Below are 18,198 nucleotides of genomic sequence, written 5' to 3'. Positions count from 1 at the left end.
TCCAACTTTTCTTCTAAATACGATTTTCTTCAATTCCAGTCTTTACTTATGTTAAAATGAAAGACAGCATGAATTCCAAAGTGTTCTATTGGAACGTGGGTTCAAACTAGGGGAGAGAATACGATTGTATGAATTTGTAAAAGGAACCGTTGAGTTTGTTGGACCGGAATATATCGTCATTGAGAATAACGGCATCGGCTATCAAATCTCAACACCTAATCCGTTTATATATGCGGGAAAAATGGAAACAATGGTTACAGTATATACCTATCATTACGTCCGCGAAGATGTGATCGCATTATATGGTTTTGAAACAAGAGAAGAGAAACGACTGTTTACAAAATTATTAAATGTTTCGGGGATTGGACCTAAAGGGGCGCTCGCCATTCTTGCATCCGGTGAAGTACAGCAAGTGGTTATGGCTATTGAAAATGAAGATGAAGGCTTTTTGGTCAAATTTCCAGGAGTCGGTAAAAAAACAGCTCGACAAATGATTCTCGACTTAAAAGGAAAACTGCAGGATATTGTTCCCGATTATTTTCCTAATCTTTTCAATGCTGATAAACTGCCGCTCCATACACAAGCGGGCAATACAGCCCTTGAAGAGGCATTGTTAGCCTTAAAAGCCCTTGGCTATTCAGACAGGGAAATTAAAAAGGTTACCCCTGAGTTACGAAAAGAAGAACTTTCAACGGATCAATACATTAAGAATGCACTAAAGCGGCTTTTAAAATAGGCGGTGATGATTCATGGATGAGCGGATTATTTCTAGTGAAGTGGACGAAAGCGAAATCAGTTTTGAACAAAGCCTAAGGCCGCAAACCTTAAAACAATATATCGGACAGGACCAGGTTAAGGATAATCTTGAAATTTTCATAAAGGCCGCAAAGCTTCGTAAGGAAACATTAGACCATGTTCTCCTGTATGGACCGCCTGGATTAGGGAAAACAACCCTGGCTGTCATTATTGCCAATGAAATGGGCGTGAACATTCGGACTACCTCAGGACCGGCGATAGAAAGGCCTGGTGACTTAGCTGCCATCTTGACGGCGCTAGAACCAGGGGATGTATTATTTATTGATGAAATTCACCGGCTCCCAAGACAAATTGAAGAGGTCCTGTACCCTGCAATGGAGGACTTTTGCCTTGATATCGTCATTGGTAAAGGCCCGAGTGCCAGGTCTGTCCGACTTGACCTTCCTCCGTTTACGCTTGTTGGCGCCACAACAAGAGCCGGATCCTTATCTGCCCCATTACGGGATCGATTTGGTGTTTTGAGCCGTCTTGAGTATTATAAGGAAGATCAGTTAAAAAATATTGTGATGAGAACAGCTGATTTGTTTGAAACGAAAATTGATGAGCCTTCAGCAACAGAAATTGCCAGAAGAGCAAGAGGGACCCCGAGGGTGGCCAATCGTCTCCTTCGCCGGGTTAGAGATTTTGCTCAAGTGAAGGGAAATGGTATAATTGACCTTAAACTTGCAAGAGAGGCCCTTGAGCTGTTGCAGGTTGACCGCCTTGGTCTTGACCATATAGACCACAAACTATTAAAAGGAATTATTGAAAAATTTCGCGGCGGCCCAGTTGGTCTTGATACAATTGCTGCCTCCATTGGTGAGGAAGCCGAGACGATTGAAGATGTGTATGAACCGTATTTATTACAAATTGGCTTTTTGCAGCGAACCCCACGAGGAAGGGTAGTAACAGGAGCTGTCTATCACCATTTCGGCATGGAAGTGCCCATGGATTGACGTATCCGTTATTTACTTTTTTGGGAAGATTTCAATAAAGTAAGGTGTGTTTTAGATGAAAGTAGATTTATTTGATTTTCACTTACCAGAAGAATTAATTGCACAAGTTCCGCTTAAAAATCGGACAGACAGCCGTTTAATGGTCTTAGACAAACAAACAGGCGAAATTAAGCATGAAGTCTTTAAAGACATTACAAACTATTTGCGTGAAGGGGATTGCCTGGTCTTAAATGATACCAAGGTATTGCCTGCACGCCTTTTTGGTGTCAAAAAAGAAACAGGTGCTAAAATAGAAGTCCTTCTTTTAAAACAACTGGAAGGCGACCAGTGGGAAACACTTGTGAAACCGGCAAAGCGTGTAAAGGAAGGTACCGAAATCGATTTTGGTGACGGTATTCTCACCGCTCTTTGCACAGGGACATCTGATCACGGCGGCCGTATTTTCGATTTTAAATATGAGGGCATTTTTTACGAGGTGCTTGACCAGTTAGGTGAAATGCCGCTGCCACCTTACATAAAAGAGCAGTTAGATGACAATGACCGCTACCAAACGGTATATGCCCGCGAACCAGGATCCGCTGCGGCCCCAACAGCAGGACTTCATTTTACGGAAACATTGTTGGAAGAAATAAAAGCAAAAGGGGTACATATTGCTTTTATTACGCTTCATGTTGGACTTGGTACGTTTCGTCCTGTGAGTGTCGACGATGTTTTAGAGCATGATATGCACGCTGAATTTTATATGGTAACGGAAGGGACTGCCCAATTGTTAAATGAGGTCAGAAGGAAGGGCGGTAGAATCATTACCGTCGGAACAACCTCAACAAGGACGTTGGAGACAATTGCATCTGCAAACGATGGACAGTTTACGGAGGGCAGTGGCTGGACGAATATTTTTATTTATCCTGGCTATGAATTTAAGGCGATTGATGGAATGATTACGAATTTCCACTTGCCAAAATCCACTTTAATTATGCTAGTTAGTGCTTTAGCGGGAAGAGAAAATATTTTGCACGCTTATAATACGGCCGTATCTGAACGCTATCGCTTTTTCAGTTTTGGCGATGCAATGTTCATCATTTAGTGGAAAAGGGGCGGAGCGCCGCAAAAATAAATTATACTAAACAATATTTGCTGCAAAAATATATTCTTCACTTTTGTAAAATTTAGTTTAGCTCTGCTCACACCGCCTTTTGGAAGGAGACAAAAATTTGACTGCGATTCGTTATGAATTAATTAAAACATGTAAACAGACAGGGGCCCGGCTTGGCAGAGTCCATACCCCGCACGGGTCTTTTGATACACCTGCCTTTATGCCGGTGGGGACACTTGCAACCGTAAAAACGATGTCACCAGAAGATTTAAAGGAAATGGGTGCTGGGATTATTTTAAGCAATACCTACCACCTATGGCTAAGACCAGGCCACGAAATCATCAAAGAAGCGGGCGGTCTTCATAAATTTATGAATTGGGACCGGGCGATTTTAACGGATTCCGGCGGTTTCCAGGTCTTTAGTTTAAGTGAATTCCGTAAAATCGAAGAAGAAGGGGTTCATTTCCGTAACCATATGAGTGGTGAAAAATTATTTTTATCACCGGAAAAAGCGATGGAAATCCAGAATGCCCTTGGATCTGATATTATGATGGCCTTTGATGAGTGTCCACCATATCCTGCAACATTTGAATATATGAAAAAATCCGTTGAGCGGACCTCACGCTGGGCTGAGCGCTGTTTAAATGCCCACCAGCGTCCAGAAGATCAAGGGCTGTTTGGAATCGTTCAAGGAGGAGAATATGAAGAACTTCGCAAACAAAGTGCGAGGGACCTTGTATCTCTAGATTTTCCTGGGTATGCTGTGGGCGGATTATCCGTTGGTGAACCCAAGGACGTTATGAACCGGATGCTTGAATTCACGACACCATTATTACCTACGAATAAACCAAGATATTTAATGGGTGTGGGCTCTCCAGACTCATTAATTGATGGCGCCATTCGTGGAATTGATATGTTTGACTGTGTCTTGCCAACACGTATCGCAAGAAATGGTACTTTGATGACAAGCACTGGTCGTCTTGTAGTAAAAAATGCTCAATATGCTCGAGATTTTGGACCGCTCGATCCAGAATGCGATTGTTATACATGCCGAAATTATAGCAGAGCCTATATTCGCCACTTAATAAAGTGTGATGAAACCTTTGGAATTCGTTTAACGTCTTATCATAATCTCTATTTTCTGTTAAGATTGATGGAGAAGGTCAGACAAGCCATCATGGAAGACAGGCTTGGTGATTTCCGCGAAGAGTTTTTTGAACGTTATGGTTTTAATAAACCAAACGCGAAAAATTTCTAATAGATGCTATTTGGAAAGGAGGGAAACAAAATGTCAGGAGGACTTGGTACAATCATTCCATTGATTTTAATGTTTGTGTTATTTTATTTCCTATTAATTCGCCCGCAGCAAAAACGCCAAAAGTCAGTTGCGAACATGCAAAGCGCATTGAAAAAAGGGGATAAAATCGTCACGATTGGTGGTCTTCATGGTTTCGTTGATTCAATTGATGAATCAAAGGTCGTGATTAAATGTGGTGACGGCAGCCGTCTTACATACGATCGTTCTGCAATTCGTGAAGTCACTGAAGCTAGCACTACAGCTGGTGAGGTAAATCTTTCAAAATAAAAACAAAGAGGAAGCCATTAATAACTGGCTTCCTTTTCTATTTATATAAAAATTTATAAGTTTTGGCTTCGAGAATTGTCCAGCTCCAGCACCCTAGCGGCTAGTGTCCTTCGCTCTCCGCCCTACGATAAGTCAACATCGAATCGCTCCGCTCTTCGTGTTTCCTTTATCTCAGTTGGAGTGCTCCAGGCCATACGCCGCTGACCAGGGCGCTTCCGCTTTTCTATTTACACGGCCCTGCGTGAATTGTTGGTTGCGATATTAACTCCTAGAATTCCGCCCATCATCGCAATTAAGGTATAGCAGATGTGATAAACGATTTGTTCTGGTGCAAACAGACGGTCATAACCAAGGTATTGAAACATAAAGACAACAAATGAATAAATCAGCCCTGTTACTCCCCCGATAAGCCAACCCTTTTCTTTTCGCATACCGCCAGAAAGAAACCCGCCGCCAAATAGCCCAATAAATGATAGGGCTGTAATGACATATTGAAGTGACCCTTCCCGAGCAGATGTAAACCTGAGGATAAATGCAAAAATAAGGCTGCATATCACGGCAAAAGCAAAGATAAAAATTAATCCATATAGGATGGATGTTCCAAAGCTTTTCGATTCGATTTTAACTCTCCCCCTTCTGTGTCTACAGACCTGACTTATTTTTCATCCATATCCCATGTCCAAGACAGTTTCTTTCCTAGTACAAGCGTATTCAGGAATGGGGAAAAGTAGAATATAATATTGCTGTTTTTCTAAAGTGTAATTGGATATTTCTTCCGTAATTATTTGCCTGTTTTTGCAAATAATATCGTTGAAAGAAAAAAGGGGCGAAGGTTTTGGAAGATTTTATCACAATTGTCATTCGAACAATATTTTTTTATATTCTCATTCTCGTTATTTTTCGTTTAATGGGAAAGCGAGAAATTGGCGAACTTAGTATCCTCGATCTTGTCGTTTTTATCATGATTGGCGAATTAGCGGTCGTTGCAATTGAAAGACCGAATGTCCGTATATTTCATGCAATTTTACCTATGGTAATATTAATGCTTATCCAAATTTTACTTGCGGTCATATCGCTAAAAAGTAAACGATTTCGAGATCTTGTTGATGGGAAACCAAGCATTATTATTAACAGGGGAAAGATTGATGAGGCTGCCATGCGGAAGCAGCGCTATAATTTCGATGATCTTATGACTCAATTAAGAGAAAAGGACATTCGCAGCATAGCTGATGTTGAATTTGCTATCTTAGAGTCATCAGGAAGCTTATCAGTAATTGAAAAATTAAAGAATAGTCAGAGTGAAGCAAAACAAGGTGACATCACGATTCCTTTAATACTAGATGGTCAAATTGATGAGGAAAACCTAAAGAAAATCAATAAAAACAACCTTTGGCTGCGTCAGGAATTGAAAAAAAAAGGATACAGGGATATTAAACAGATTTCTTTTTGCAGCTATGAGAATGGAAAATTTTATATTGATATTAAGGATGAAAAATAGGAAGACACGCCGTATTTACAGCATGTCTTCTTTGCATTTATCACAAACCAAGTTCACATTAGTAAGCGAAAAAACGACCAATCCATGGTATTCGTTTAAGCTCCTCCTGTTTAATGAGCTGGAATACAATCAGTAAAATGAAATATGAAATTGCCATTGTCACTGTCGCGGTCATAACGCGTATGACTAAATGTTCATTTAGCAGGTAATGGTTGAACAGCCAATAGCCTAACCAGCCGGAAGCACCCATGACTAGAAATCCTTTTAGATAATCTAGGATATACAAAGATATGGGGATTTTTTTTAATACAGTTGCAAAATGGAGACCGGTGACTAAAACAAAACCGATCACAATCCCTAAAGCGGCACCGGTAATTCCAAAGGATGCTTGGGAGGCGAGTAAGAAAATCACAGCGGTTTTGACAATCGCACCAATTAAACTATTAATCATCGCAGCTCTGGCAAGGTTTAGTGCCTGTAATACGGCTTGTAATGGACCCTGATAATAATAAAACAAAAAGAATGGTGCCATCAGTCGAATAAAATAAGAGTCCTTAGCAGACCCATACATAAGTTCCATAAGCGGGTCAGCCAATACATATAAGATAATAACTGCAAGTCCGCCTGTTAAAAAAACAAAGCGCAATGCTTGCTGCAAGCGGTACTCGATTAATTTATAGTTGTTCTTTGAATTGGCCTCACTGATGGCAGGCACAAGAGAGGTTGCTAATGAGAAAGTAACAAATGAAGGCAGCATTAATAGCGGCATAGCATAGCCGGTCAGGGCTCCATATTGTTTCGTTGCATTTACTGCAATCACCCCGGCAAGGGCTAAGCTGTGAGCCACAACGATTGGCTCAAAAAACCAGGAGATCGACCCAATCATGCGGCTCCCCATCGTTGGCAAGGCAATTTCCATTAGTTCTTTAAACGTCCGTTTTCCTTTTTGAACCGATTGAAAGAAATTTTTTCTAACCCTAAACCGTTTTTTTAATTTAAAAGTGGTTAGCAGATAGAGGAGGGAAACGAGTTCACCTAAAACCGAAGCACCCATGGCTGCGGCTGCGGCATATTCAACTCCATAGGGAAGAAATGTTTTGGTAGCCAAGGCAATTAAGGTAATTCTTACAAACTGTTCTAAAATCTGCGAGATGGCTGACGGACGCATGTTTTGCCGTCCCTGAAAGTATCCTCTTAAAACAGAAGAAATGGCAATAATCGGTATTGCAGGTGCAATAGCTATTAAAGGATAATACGTTCTGGGATCGGTAAAGAGTGTTGTTGATAGAATGGGCGCTAACAAGATTATCGCAGGCGTAATTATAAAGGATAAACCGATGGTGATCGCTAAAGAGACAACGAGAATTTTTTTTATCTCAGGATAATCCCCTTTTGCTTCTGCCTCGGCAATATTTTTCGAGATAGCCACGGGCAGGCCTAACTGCGTTATGGTTACCACGAGAATAAACGTGGGATAGGCCATCATATATAGGCCGACGCCTTCCTCACCAATGCTGCGCGCTAGGACAATTCGATAAATAAAACCAAGGACTCTCGTAATTAACCCGGCAACTAATAGGATAAAAGTCCCCTTTAAAAACTTAGACATTTAGGTTCCCACCTTCTCAAAAAAGAAGAATTCATATACAATTAACTATATGCCTAAGGGTGGACAAAGCATGACAAGTAGAAAAAGCTTTTTGCAATGGTTTCATAAATATGGGATTTATCAGATCCTCGGGAGGCAATGAGAATGGATGATAGCCACGCAAATGAACATTTTCGTACCCAAGTACAACCAGCATTAGCAAGTAAACTTGCAGAGTTTCGCCTGCTAGGGGTTGATTCTGTAACGGAAAAAGAGCTTTGGGGATACTTAGTGAAGAAAAAATGGAAAAAGGTAAAGGCTGAAATGAGGCTTTATGAAATGATCCAGGATATTCTCTCTGTTAGGGTGAGTGATTATATAAACTATGCCACGATTGAGACGTATAAAAAGACCGAGTTTTCATTGGATGATGAAAGTGAATTGAAAGAACTTTTAAGATAAGTTTACATTAATTTAATTTTAGTAAATTGACAGTCAATCCAACTTATTTCATAATGAAAGCAGTGACTTTTTATTATACTTATATAAAGCTGTACGTAATAGGGCACAGGCACATGCGCTAAGGAGGAACAATACATAATGGTAAAGCGTAACAGGATTATTGCTTTCTTTCTAGTGGTTCTAATTATTGGAAGCACAATGGGAGCAACAACTAAGAACATCTTAAACAATATTAAGCTGGGGCTGGATCTACAGGGCGGTTTTGAAGTTTTGTATGATGTTAAAGAAGCCAAAAAAGGTCAAAAGATTGACAAAAATGTAATGGCTAGCACGGCTGAAGCGCTCGATAAGCGGATCAACGTCCTCGGTGTAAGTGAACCGAATATCCAGATTGAAGGTAAAAATCGAATTCGTGTTCAACTTGCCGGGGTTACGGACCAAAATAAAGCCCGTGAAATATTGTCCACTCAGGCCAATTTAACTTTTCGTGATGCCAATGATCGTCTAATGATGGACGGTTCTGATTTAAAACAAGGCGGGGCTAAGCAAACCTTTGATGAAAACGGAGCACCAAGTGTTTCTTTAACATTAAAGAGTTCTGATAAATTCCGTAAAGTATCCGAAGAAATTATGAAGATGGCACCAAATAATGTGCTTGTCATTTGGCTTGATTTTGAAGAAGGGAAGGACTCCTTTAAAGAAGAGGTAACCAAACCAAATCCTAAATTCTTGTCAGCTCCGACGGTAAATCAAATATTCAATCAGAATAGCGTTTCGATTGTCGGCAGTTTCACCGCAACAGAAGCCCAATCCTTGGCATCGCTTTTAAATGCGGGCTCCTTACCAGTTAAGCTAGATGAGGTGTACTCTACTTCTGTCGGAGCTAAGTTCGGGGAACAGGCATTAAGTGAAACGGTTACGGCTGGAATCATCGGTGTCGCAATCATTTTCTTGTTTATGCTGTTCTATTATCGTTTTCCTGGCTTTATTGCCATCATTACGTTATCCATATATATTTACCTAGTCTTATTAATTTTCGATTGGATGAATGGTGCCCTAACCTTGCCTGGTATCGCTGCGATTATTCTCGGGGTCGGTATGGCCGTCGATGCCAATATTATTACCTATGAACGGATACGAGAAGAATTAAAAGTTGGAAAGTCGGTTAAATCGGCCTTCCAAGCGGGTGAAAAAAATGCATTTTCATCGATTTTTGACTCAAATATAACGACGATCCTGACTGCAGCAGTGCTTTTCTTCTATGGGACTAGCTCTGTAAAAGGATTTGCGACCATGTTAATTATCAGTATCCTAATGAGCTTTTTAACAGCTGTTTATGGGTCGCGGTTATTGTTAGGTCTATGGGTTCACAGTAATCTCTTTAATAAGAAACCTAGCTGGTTTGGGGTAAATCCAGCTAAAATTCATGACATCGCTGAAAACTTTGATACACTAGATCTTCCTACTCGCTTCGATAAGCTTGATTTTGTAAAACCTAGAAAGAAATTTTTCACTATTTCTGGTGTACTCATTGCTGCAGGTTTAATTGTACTGATTGTTTTCCGCTTGAATCTAGCAATTGATTTTACAAGCGGTACGCGTGTAGAAGTATTATCGGACAAACCATTAACGACTGAAAAAGTAAAAGCTGCTTTTGAGGATCACAATTTGAAAACAGATGATATTGTGATTTCTGGGAACAACAAGGAACGCGGCTCTGCTCGATTTGTTGGTGTTCTTAAAAAAGACGAAATCGCAAAATTAAAAGCAGATTTTAAAAAGGAATTCGGTTCTGAACCAAATGTTAGTACCGTTTCACCTACAGTAGGGAAAGAATTGGCGAAAAATGCCTTTATTGCCTTACTGCTTGCATCCGTTGGTATTATCATTTATGTAAGTGTTCGTTTTGAATTCTCTATGGCGATTGCTGCGATTGCCTCATTGCTGCATGATGCCTTCTTTATGGTTGCGTTCTTCAGTATTACCAGACTTGAAGTGGATCTGAATTTTATTGCAGCTGTCTTAACCATCGTTGGTTATTCGATAAACGATACGATTGTAACCTTTGACAGGATGCGCGAGAATATGAACAAGAAAAAACGGCTTAAAACAAATGAAGATATTGCCGATGTGCTAAATACAAGTATCCGTCAAACCTTAACCCGTTCTGTTAATACAGTTTTAACGGTTTTGATTACCGTCGTGGCTCTGATGATCTTTGGTAATGCATCCATTTTCAACTTCTCAGTTGCCTTATTTGTCGGTTTAATGGTTGGGGTGTATTCTTCAATCTGTATCGCGGGTCCTCTCTGGTATGTCTTAAAAACTAGAGAGCTTAAAAAGAAAGGCACGATTAGAACAGTTAAAGAAAAGAAAAAATACTCTGATCAACCACAGGTATAAACTTAAAGAAAAAATCGCAGACTTTCTGCGGTTTTTTCTTTTTATTGAATCCTATTTCCCGCTCCTGTATAATTAGAAAGTTGAGGGGTGAATCTACCAATGTTAAAATCAAAAACGAAATGGATTGTTCGAAGTTCTGATAACAATCTCGTTACCAAACTAGCTAATGAATTAAAAATAACACCTCTAGTTGCATCGATGCTTGTTAACCGTGGATTAGATACCGTAGATTCTGCACGGTATTTTTTATTTGGACAGGATGAGTTTCACGATCCCTATTTGTTAAAGGATATGGATATCGCGGTAAAAAGAATTCGTGAAGCCATCGAAACGCAGGAACCTATCCTAATTTTTGGCGACTATGATGCGGATGGTGTTAGCAGCACCTCTGTGTTAATGATCACCCTTCGAGATTTAGGGGCGAATGTACAATTTTACATCCCTAATCGTTTTCGCGAAGGGTATGGACCAAATGAACCCGCATTCCGCCATGCCAAGGAAAATGGAATTAAGTTAATAATTACCGTGGATACTGGAATCGCCGCAGTCCATGAAGCAAGTGTTGCGAAGGAAATCGGACTGGATCTTATTATTACTGATCACCATGAACCAGGACCTGTTTTACCAGAAGCGCTTGCAATCATTCATCCTAAACTGCCTGATAGCCAGTATCCATTTCGGGAACTAGCTGGTGTGGGCGTTGCCTTTAAACTCGCCCATGCCCTTTACGGGGAAATTCCTGAACATTTATTTGAAATAGCAGTTATTGGTACGATTGCTGACTTAGTATCATTAACAGGGGAAAATCGTCTTATCGCCAAAAAGGGCCTAGAAAAATTAAAAGTTTCCAAAAATATTGGTCTTAAAGCTATTCTTAAATTAGCTGGCGCTGACCTTAAATCCATTAATGAAGAAACGATTGGATTTACCCTGGCCCCCAGAATTAATGCGGTCGGACGCTTGGAAGATGCTGATTTGGCAGTCCAATTAATTCTGACTGAGGATCCGGAAGAAGCTCAAGCATTAGCAGAAGAAATGGATGAATTAAATAAGACCAGACAGGCAATTGTTAATACGATTACAACGGAAGCCATAGAAGAAGTTGAAAAACATTATCCAATTGAGACAAATAAAGTTCTTGTCATCGGCAAGGAAGGCTGGAATCCCGGCGTCATTGGAATCGTAGCCTCGAGACTAGTCGAGAAGTACTATCGGCCAACGATTGTGTTGAATTTTGACCCGGAAAAAGGGGTCGCAAAAGGTTCGGCTCGAAGCATTGCCGGATTTGACCTTTTTAAAAACTTATCAACCTGCCGGGAAATTCTGCCGCATTTTGGCGGACATCCTATGGCTGCAGGGATGACATTGAAACTCGAACATGTTGCCGAATTGCGTGAACGATTAAATGTCCTTGCAGAAGTACAGTTAACGGAAGAGGATTTAATTCCGGTCACGTATCTAGACGAACAAGTCCGGCTTGAAGATATCAGTTTATCCTCATTAGATGAATTAAATCTGTTAGCTCCTTTTGGCATGGGGAATCCTAAGCCGAAAGTTTTAATAAATAACGTAGACATAACCAGTATCAGAAAAATTGGCAGCGAGCAAAACCATCTTAAGGTACTAGTCAACGAAAATGGTGCCAATTTGGATGGTGTTGGTTTTGGCTTGGGTGGATTAGTTGACCAAATTTCTCCTGCCTCGAAAATTTCATTAATTGGAGAATTATCTATTAATGAATGGAACAATATACGTAAACCACAAATCTTTGTCCAGGATATGGCTGTTGCTTCGTGGCAATTATTTGACCATCGAGGTCAAAGACGAATCAACAATCTTTTAGCAGCAATACCTGCAAAAAATAGGAAATTTGTTGTTTTTAATAAAGATCACCTTGAAAAAATAAATCCTGAATTGAGACTTGAGACGGTTCTCATTCAAGACATAGAAGAAGCAAAGGCTTTTGATGCGTCCTTGACAAATATTGCTCTAGTCGATTTTCCACAATCAAAAGAGATGCTTGAAGTTTTATTAAAGGGTAAACAGCCAGCAAGAATCTATGCGTATTTTTATAAAGAATCGAGTGATTTTTTCAGCATCGTTCCAACCCGCGATCATTTTAAGTGGTTTTATGCCTATCTTTTAAAAAAAGGTCCAGTTGACCTTAAACGTGATGGTGATGCCATCGCCAAACATCGCGGTTGGACACAGGAAACAATTATCTTTATTTCAAAGGTGTTTTCTGATCTGGATTTTGTTACAATAAACAATGGATTTATAACTTTAAAAACTGGAGCGCAAAAGCGTGACCTAACTGACTCAACAACTTATCAAACAAAGCAGGCTCAGTATGCTCTTGAAAGAGATTTATTGTTTTCGTCTTTTCAGGAATTAAAAGGCTGGTTCGATCAAGTTATTCAAGCGTCGGTTAAAGCTGAGGAGGCAATTGAAGAATGGATTTAAAGCAATTTATAACAATCGTACCCGACTGGCCAAAGCCGGGAATTAAATTTAAAGATATTACCCCGTTAATGAATAATGGTGAGGCATATAAATATGCAACCGACCAGATCGTTTCATATGCTAAAGAAAAACAAATTGACCTAGTTGTTGGACCAGAAGCACGTGGGTTCATTATTGGCTGTCCTGTTGCCTATTCATTAGGTGTAGGTTTTGCTCCAGTCCGCAAAGAGGGTAAACTTCCGAGGGAAACCATTCAAGTTGGTTATGGACTAGAATATGGTAAAGATATCCTTACCATTCATAAAGATGCAATTCAGCCGGGTCAACGTGTTTTAATTACAGATGACTTGTTAGCAACAGGCGGCACGATTGACGCTACAATTCAATTGGTGGAGCAGCTTGGCGGCGTTGTTGCTGGTATCGCTTTCTTAGTTGAACTAAGTTATTTAGAAGGCCGTAGCAAACTAGACGGTTATGATGTTTTAACATTGCTTCACTATTAAAAAGAAACACGAGGGCACTCTTAGGAGAGTGCTCTCTTTATATAAAGAAAAGCTGAAAATTCGACATAAATATCGAATTTTGCAGAAAAAACACTGCAAACTCTTTACATCTTCGCTATTTTTTTCGATAATAGTAACAATCATTCTAATTTACGAACGATTTTCAAAAAAAATAATATGACCTGGTAGAGATATATTCAAGGACCTATGAAACAAAGTTGCAGACAGATATATAGTTCGATTTGCTAAATAAAAATGAGATGAGAATAAAGGTGATTTCATGGCGAATGATCAAGTCTTAACAGCCGACCAAGTCATCGACAAGACAAGGAACTACTTAAACGATGAGCATGTGGAATTAGTTAAAAAAGCATATGAATATGCCAAACATGCACATCGTGAACAATATAGAAAATCTGGAGAGCCGTATATTATTCATCCCATACAGGTAGCTGGTATTCTTGCCGACCTAGAGATGGATCCAGCAACCGTGGCTGCCGGTTTTCTCCATGACGTTGTGGAAGATACGAGTGTATCCTTAAAGGATATTGAGGAAGCTTTCAATAGCGAAGTAGCGATGCTTGTCGATGGGGTAACAAAATTAGGGAAAATAAAATATAAATCTCACGAGGAGCAGCAGGCAGAGAATCACCGTAAGATGTTTGTGGCAATGGCGCAGGACATCCGGGTCATTCTTATTAAGCTTGCTGACCGTTTGCATAATATGCGGACACTTAAACATCTTCCTGTCGAAAAACAGCGTCGGATTTCAAATGAGACACTTGAAATTTTTGCACCTTTAGCTCATCGTCTTGGTATTTCTAAGATTAAATGGGAGTTGGAAGATACCGCATTGAGGTACTTAAATCCGCAGCAATATTACCGGATTGTGAACCTAATGAAAAAGAAACGGGCCGAACGGGAGCAATATCTAGAGGATGTTATCGAAGAAGTAAAGAATCGGATGGGTGAGGTTTCAATAAAAGCCGAGCTTTCAGGCCGTCCAAAGCATATTTACAGCATTTATCGGAAAATGGCCTTGCAAAACAAGCAATTCAGTGAAATATACGATTTGCTGGCTGTTAGAATTGTCGTGAATAGTATTAAAGATTGTTATGCCGTCCTTGGCATCATCCATACCTGCTGGAAGCCAATGCCTGGCCGCTTTAAGGATTACATTGCCATGCCAAAGCCGAATATGTATCAATCTTTGCATACCACGGTCATTGGTCCTAAGGGCGACCCGCTTGAAGTGCAGATCCGCACGTATGAAATGCACCGAATCGCAGAATTTGGGGTTGCTGCTCACTGGGCATACAAAGAAGGAAAAACAATCAGCGATACCTCAACCTTTGAACAAAAGTTAACTTGGTTTAGGGAAATCCTTGAGTTTCAAAATGATACCGCAAATGCCGAAGAGTTTATGGAGTCATTAAAAATTGACCTGTTTTCTGATATGGTGTTCGTCTTTACGCCAAAAGGTGATGTGATTGAATTGCCATCTGGTTCTGTTCCGATAGATTTTGCTTATCGAATTCACTCTGAAATTGGCAATAAAACGATAGGTGCAAAAGTGAACGGCAAAATGGTAACACTTGACTACACACTTAAGACTGGCGATATTATTGAAATCCTGACCTCTAAACATTCCTATGGTCCAAGTCAGGATTGGCTAAAGCTGGCACAAACCTCACAGGCCAAAAATAAGATTCGGGCTTTCTTTAAGAAACAGCGCCGTGATGAAAATGTCATTAAAGGCAAAGAGCTAGTTGAAAAAGAAATCCGCAATATGGAATTCGATATTAAGGAAATCTTAACCCTTGAAAATCTAAAAAAAGTGGCAGATAAATTTAATTTTTCGAATGAAGATGATATGTATGCCGCTGTTGGGTATAACGGGGTCACTGCCCTGCAGGTGGCCAACCGCTTAACCGAGAAATGGCGGAAAAAACGTGATAAGGAACAATCTGCAAGCATCACAAATGCGATTACAGAGCTAAAGGCCTTTCCTTCTACCAAAAAGCGGGAGTCGGGTGTACGTGTCCAAGGAATTGACAACCTGTTAATTCGTTTATCTAAATGCTGTAATCCTGTCCCTGGTGATGAAATAGTTGGTTTTATTACAAAGGGTCGTGGTGTTTCTGTTCATCGTTCCGATTGTACGAATATAGATTCCAATGATGCTCAATCAAGGCTCATTCCGGTTGAATGGGAAACGTCCTTAAATGACCGCAAAGAGTATAACGTTGATATTGAAATCAGTGGTTTTGACCGAAGAGGACTTTTAAATGAAGTTCTTCAAGCAGTAAACGAAACGAAAACCAACATTAATGCTGTTACAGGAAAAACAGATCGAAATAAAATGGCGACCATTAGCATGACGATTGCGATTCACAATGTCAGCCATTTACAAAAAGTTGTCGAACGAATCAAACAAATCCCTGATATTTATTCGGTTCGCCGGATTATGAATTAAGGAGTTTCAATTATGAGAGTAGTAGTTCAACGCAGCAAAGCGGCTAAGGTAACGGTTGATGGCGAAATCACTGGTCAGATTACAAAAGGGTTTGTCCTCCTAGTTGGGGTGACCCATGAGGATCAGGAAGAGGATGCAGCATACTTAGCTGATAAAATTGCTAACCTACGGGTTTTTGAAGATACGGAAGGAAAAATGAATTTGTCCTTAATGGATGTCGGCGGGGAAATTCTTTCCGTTTCTCAGTTCACCCTTTACGGGGACTGCCGAAAAGGGAGAAGACCCAATTTTATGGCGGCCGCTAGGCCGGAACATGCGGTCGAGATATATGAAGCTTTTAATGGATTGCTTCGTGAAAAAGGAATTGTAGTGGAAACAGGGAAATTCGGTGCCATGATGGATGTAGAATTGATCAACGATGGTCCGGTAACGTTAATCTTAGAAAGTAAGTAGAAAAGCCTCGGCAACGTGTGAACGATGCTGAGGCTTTTTGTTTTTTAATTGCTTTTAAAATAGCGGGCCAGTCCATCATATAGTCCTGAGGCAGTATTTTCCTGAAATAAACCGGATTTAAGGGTCGTTTCTTCTTCAGGGTTACTTAGATAGCCAAGTTCCATAAGGACAGCTTTTTGACTATTTTCCCGAATGACATGAAAATCACCCAATCGAACGCCGCGGTCCTTTAATTTCGTTTGAGCAACGGTCGAAGCAAACACCGACTTGGCAAGTGCTTTTTGGTAGTCATGATAATAATAACCAGTCATCCCTCGAACACTTCGATCCAAATTACTGTCATAATGCAGGCTTATAAAGGCATCAGCCTTGTACGACCGAGCAGCATTCACACGGGATGGCAGCGGTATAAATGAATCATTGCTTCGTGTAAGGTAGACATTTGCTCCGGCCGCTCTTAGTTTATCATACAAGAGCTGGGCAGTGCGTAGTGTCAGTTTTTTTTCTAATGTTCCATTTGCACCTGTTGTCCCATTGTCGCCGCCGCCATGTCCCGGATCGAGGACAATCGTTTTATTTTTCAAATAGCTTTCGGCCCCGGACTTTTGAATCTGCGAATTATTGCCATTAATGGAGACAATCCAGCCGGCTACGTAGCCCGTTTTTCCATTCTTCAACTTAATTTCATACCAATCCTTGACGATGCTCTTTACGGTATAGGTAGTACCTTCGTTTGCAAGCTCGACGACATTGGATTGGACATTTGCTTCTTTTCGAATATTTGTCCCATTATGTAAGATGGTAACAGAACTTTCTTTCGCAGCTTGTCCAGATTGTGATTTGGCTGTTGTTTTATCAAGGTACCAGCCGGCAATCCAGCCCATGCTACCAGACTTAAATTCTATCTTTACCCAATTATTATTCTCTTCTAAAATAGCAAAGCTTTGTCCCTTTGAAACCGTCCCGAGGAGACTGGAATTTAAGGATGGTCCTGAGCGGACACTAAGACTATTGGCCGTAACGGTTCCATTGATGCCACTAATTTCGTTTTTAACAGTATTCTTAACAGTACCTGCTTGGGTGTCAATAAACTCTGAACTTACCCAGCCTTTAAGATTGGAAAAGCCAATCTCAATCCATTTATTTTGTTTGGAATAAATGGTTACTCTCGATCCCTTTGCTAATTTTCCAATCACTGGACTGGAAGCGGATGGTTGTTTCCTTACATTTAACGTATCACCTATGACCATCCCAGTTCCTTGCTGCTTAGTAGAAGAAGGGGCAGTTTTCTGTTCTTCTTTGATGGTTTTAATTTTTAAGAAGTCTTTGACAACCCATCCCTCACCAAAGGTTGAGGTGATTTTATACCAATATTCATTTTGTTCAAGGATCGTAACCTGTTGACCTTTATTTAACAAACCTACGATTTGAAAGCTTGTCCCTGGGCCGGAACGAATCCTTAATTGATCTGTGTTGGCCTCAGCGCTCGTAAGACTTTGCCCGGATGAGGATGTGGACGAGGCTTTTTTTGGTTCATTTTCTTTTGTGACAAGCCAGTTCACAACCCAGCCAGTTTGCCCTAGAGATAACTTAATCTCGATCCAATCACCTTTTTCGGTCACAATCGAATATTTTTCACCTCGTTTTGCGATTTTTAAAAGGGGATAACTTAAACCAGGGCCACCACGAACATTAACTTGATCACTTGAAATGAGTAGTGAATCTCCAGCTGCACTGCTTATGCCCTGCGGCAGGAAGGCTCCGAAAACTAGAATGATAGACAATAATAGCAAACTAAATTTTTTGTACATCGATAACCTCCTTTATCATTGTTTATTTTATCGTAAAATTCGAGGAAATACATTCCTAAAATGACTTATTTCGAATATATATCCAATTTTTTCTTTAAAAACAGTCCATTTG

General features: G+C 40.3%; 15 protein-coding genes. 12 read left to right on the top strand and 3 right to left on the bottom strand.

Going from position 1 to position 18,198, the window contains the following annotated elements:
• Positions 1-124: 124 nt before the first annotated feature.
• The 5 genes from ruvA to yajC all read left to right on the top strand — a co-directional run bounded on the left by ruvA (position 125) and on the right by yajC (position 4,429).
• The gene (gene ruvA, locus AC3ANL_RS18935) at positions 125-736 is read left to right on the top strand and encodes a Holliday junction branch migration protein RuvA (RefSeq protein WP_488325939.1); all 612 of its coding nucleotides are present in this window, start codon (positions 125-127) and stop codon (positions 734-736) included.
• Positions 737-749: 13 nt separating this feature from the next.
• A complete protein-coding gene (gene ruvB / locus AC3ANL_RS18930; protein ID WP_488325938.1) occupies positions 750-1,751 on the top strand; it encodes a Holliday junction branch migration DNA helicase RuvB in 1,002 nt (333 codons plus the stop codon).
• Between the two features lie 55 nt (positions 1,752-1,806).
• Positions 1,807-2,835 (top strand): tRNA preQ1(34) S-adenosylmethionine ribosyltransferase-isomerase QueA, encoded by a 1,029-nt coding sequence (gene queA, locus AC3ANL_RS18925; RefSeq protein ID WP_488325937.1) that lies wholly within the window; start codon positions 1,807-1,809, stop codon positions 2,833-2,835.
• 127 nt (positions 2,836-2,962) lie between these two features.
• A complete protein-coding gene (tgt, locus tag AC3ANL_RS18920) occupies positions 2,963-4,102 on the top strand; it encodes a tRNA guanosine(34) transglycosylase Tgt (protein WP_488325936.1) in 1,140 nt (379 codons plus the stop codon).
• A gap of 30 nt (positions 4,103-4,132) precedes the next feature.
• Positions 4,133-4,429: a preprotein translocase subunit YajC gene (gene yajC, locus AC3ANL_RS18915; protein ID WP_488325935.1), complete on the top strand. Its 297-nt coding sequence runs from the start codon at positions 4,133-4,135 to the stop codon at positions 4,427-4,429.
• A gap of 227 nt (positions 4,430-4,656) precedes the next feature.
• Here yajC and AC3ANL_RS18910 read toward each other — a convergent pair whose 3' ends face one another.
• Positions 4,657-4,986 carry a TIGR04086 family membrane protein gene (locus tag AC3ANL_RS18910; protein ID WP_488325934.1) on the bottom strand — a complete coding sequence of 110 codons (330 nt, stop codon included), beginning with the start codon at positions 4,984-4,986 and terminating at the stop codon, positions 4,657-4,659.
• Between the two features lie 278 nt (positions 4,987-5,264).
• Here AC3ANL_RS18910 and AC3ANL_RS18905 point away from each other — a divergent pair, with 278 nt between their 5' ends.
• Entirely contained in the window at positions 5,265-5,927 is a 663-nt protein-coding gene (locus tag AC3ANL_RS18905; RefSeq protein WP_488325933.1) for a DUF421 domain-containing protein, read from the top strand.
• Positions 5,928-5,985: 58 nt separating this feature from the next.
• Here the strand turns inward: AC3ANL_RS18905 and spoVB are convergent, their stop codons facing one another.
• On the bottom strand, positions 5,986-7,536 hold the full coding sequence (gene spoVB / locus AC3ANL_RS18900; RefSeq protein WP_488325932.1) for a stage V sporulation protein B: 1,551 nt from the start codon (positions 7,534-7,536) through the stop codon (positions 5,986-5,988).
• A 144-nt stretch (positions 7,537-7,680) separates the two neighbouring features.
• On the opposite strand from spoVB, the gene AC3ANL_RS18895 reads away from it, so the two are divergent.
• The 6 genes from AC3ANL_RS18895 (at position 7,681) to dtd (ending at position 16,275) form a co-directional block, all read left to right on the top strand.
• A complete protein-coding gene (locus AC3ANL_RS18895) occupies positions 7,681-7,977 on the top strand; it encodes a post-transcriptional regulator (RefSeq protein ID WP_488325931.1) in 297 nt (98 codons plus the stop codon).
• A 138-nt stretch (positions 7,978-8,115) separates the two neighbouring features.
• Positions 8,116-10,380, top strand: a complete 2,265-nt coding sequence (secDF, locus tag AC3ANL_RS18890; RefSeq protein WP_488325930.1) for a protein translocase subunit SecDF — start codon at positions 8,116-8,118, stop codon at positions 10,378-10,380.
• Between the two features lie 99 nt (positions 10,381-10,479).
• Positions 10,480-12,843: a single-stranded-DNA-specific exonuclease RecJ gene (gene recJ, locus AC3ANL_RS18885; RefSeq protein WP_488325929.1), complete on the top strand. Its 2,364-nt coding sequence runs from the start codon at positions 10,480-10,482 to the stop codon at positions 12,841-12,843.
• The gene (locus AC3ANL_RS18880) at positions 12,834-13,346 is read left to right on the top strand and encodes an adenine phosphoribosyltransferase (RefSeq protein WP_488325928.1); all 513 of its coding nucleotides are present in this window, start codon (positions 12,834-12,836) and stop codon (positions 13,344-13,346) included. Before recJ ends, AC3ANL_RS18880 begins: the two co-directional genes overlap by 10 nt.
• A 280-nt stretch (positions 13,347-13,626) precedes the next feature.
• Positions 13,627-15,822: a RelA/SpoT family protein gene (locus AC3ANL_RS18875; protein WP_488325927.1), complete on the top strand. Its 2,196-nt coding sequence runs from the start codon at positions 13,627-13,629 to the stop codon at positions 15,820-15,822.
• Positions 15,823-15,834: 12 nt separating this feature from the next.
• Complete coding sequence (gene dtd, locus AC3ANL_RS18870; protein WP_488325926.1) at positions 15,835-16,275, top strand: D-aminoacyl-tRNA deacylase; 441 nt, start codon at positions 15,835-15,837, stop codon at positions 16,273-16,275.
• A 44-nt stretch (positions 16,276-16,319) separates the two neighbouring features.
• Here the strand turns inward: dtd and AC3ANL_RS18865 are convergent, their stop codons facing one another.
• Positions 16,320-18,086 (bottom strand): N-acetylmuramoyl-L-alanine amidase family protein, encoded by a 1,767-nt coding sequence (locus AC3ANL_RS18865; RefSeq protein ID WP_488325925.1) that lies wholly within the window; start codon positions 18,084-18,086, stop codon positions 16,320-16,322.
• Positions 18,087-18,198: the final 112 nt, after the last annotated feature.

Source organism: Neobacillus sp. DHD-1R (genome assembly GCF_057747995.1).
This window is presented reverse-complemented; position numbering and strand designations above follow the sequence as displayed.

Excerpts from the sequence above, each read along its gene's own strand:
- ruvB (WP_488325938.1), top strand. The coding sequence starts at position 750 with ATGGATGAGCGGATTATTTCTAGTGAAGTGGACGAAAGCGAAATCAGT.
- queA (WP_488325937.1), top strand. The coding sequence starts at position 1,807 with ATGAAAGTAGATTTATTTGATTTTCACTTACCAGAAGAATTAATTGCA.
- yajC (WP_488325935.1), top strand. The coding sequence starts at position 4,133 with ATGTCAGGAGGACTTGGTACAATCATTCCATTGATTTTAATGTTTGTG.
- spoVB (WP_488325932.1), bottom strand. The coding sequence starts at position 7,536 with ATGTCTAAGTTTTTAAAGGGGACTTTTATCCTATTAGTTGCCGGGTTA.
- AC3ANL_RS18895 (WP_488325931.1), top strand. The coding sequence starts at position 7,681 with ATGGATGATAGCCACGCAAATGAACATTTTCGTACCCAAGTACAACCA.
- secDF (WP_488325930.1), top strand. The coding sequence starts at position 8,116 with ATGGTAAAGCGTAACAGGATTATTGCTTTCTTTCTAGTGGTTCTAATT.
- recJ (WP_488325929.1), top strand. The coding sequence starts at position 10,480 with ATGTTAAAATCAAAAACGAAATGGATTGTTCGAAGTTCTGATAACAAT.
- AC3ANL_RS18880 (WP_488325928.1), top strand. The coding sequence starts at position 12,834 with ATGGATTTAAAGCAATTTATAACAATCGTACCCGACTGGCCAAAGCCG.
- AC3ANL_RS18875 (WP_488325927.1), top strand. The coding sequence starts at position 13,627 with ATGGCGAATGATCAAGTCTTAACAGCCGACCAAGTCATCGACAAGACA.
- dtd (WP_488325926.1), top strand. The coding sequence starts at position 15,835 with ATGAGAGTAGTAGTTCAACGCAGCAAAGCGGCTAAGGTAACGGTTGAT.
- AC3ANL_RS18865 (WP_488325925.1), bottom strand. The coding sequence starts at position 18,086 with ATGTACAAAAAATTTAGTTTGCTATTATTGTCTATCATTCTAGTTTTC.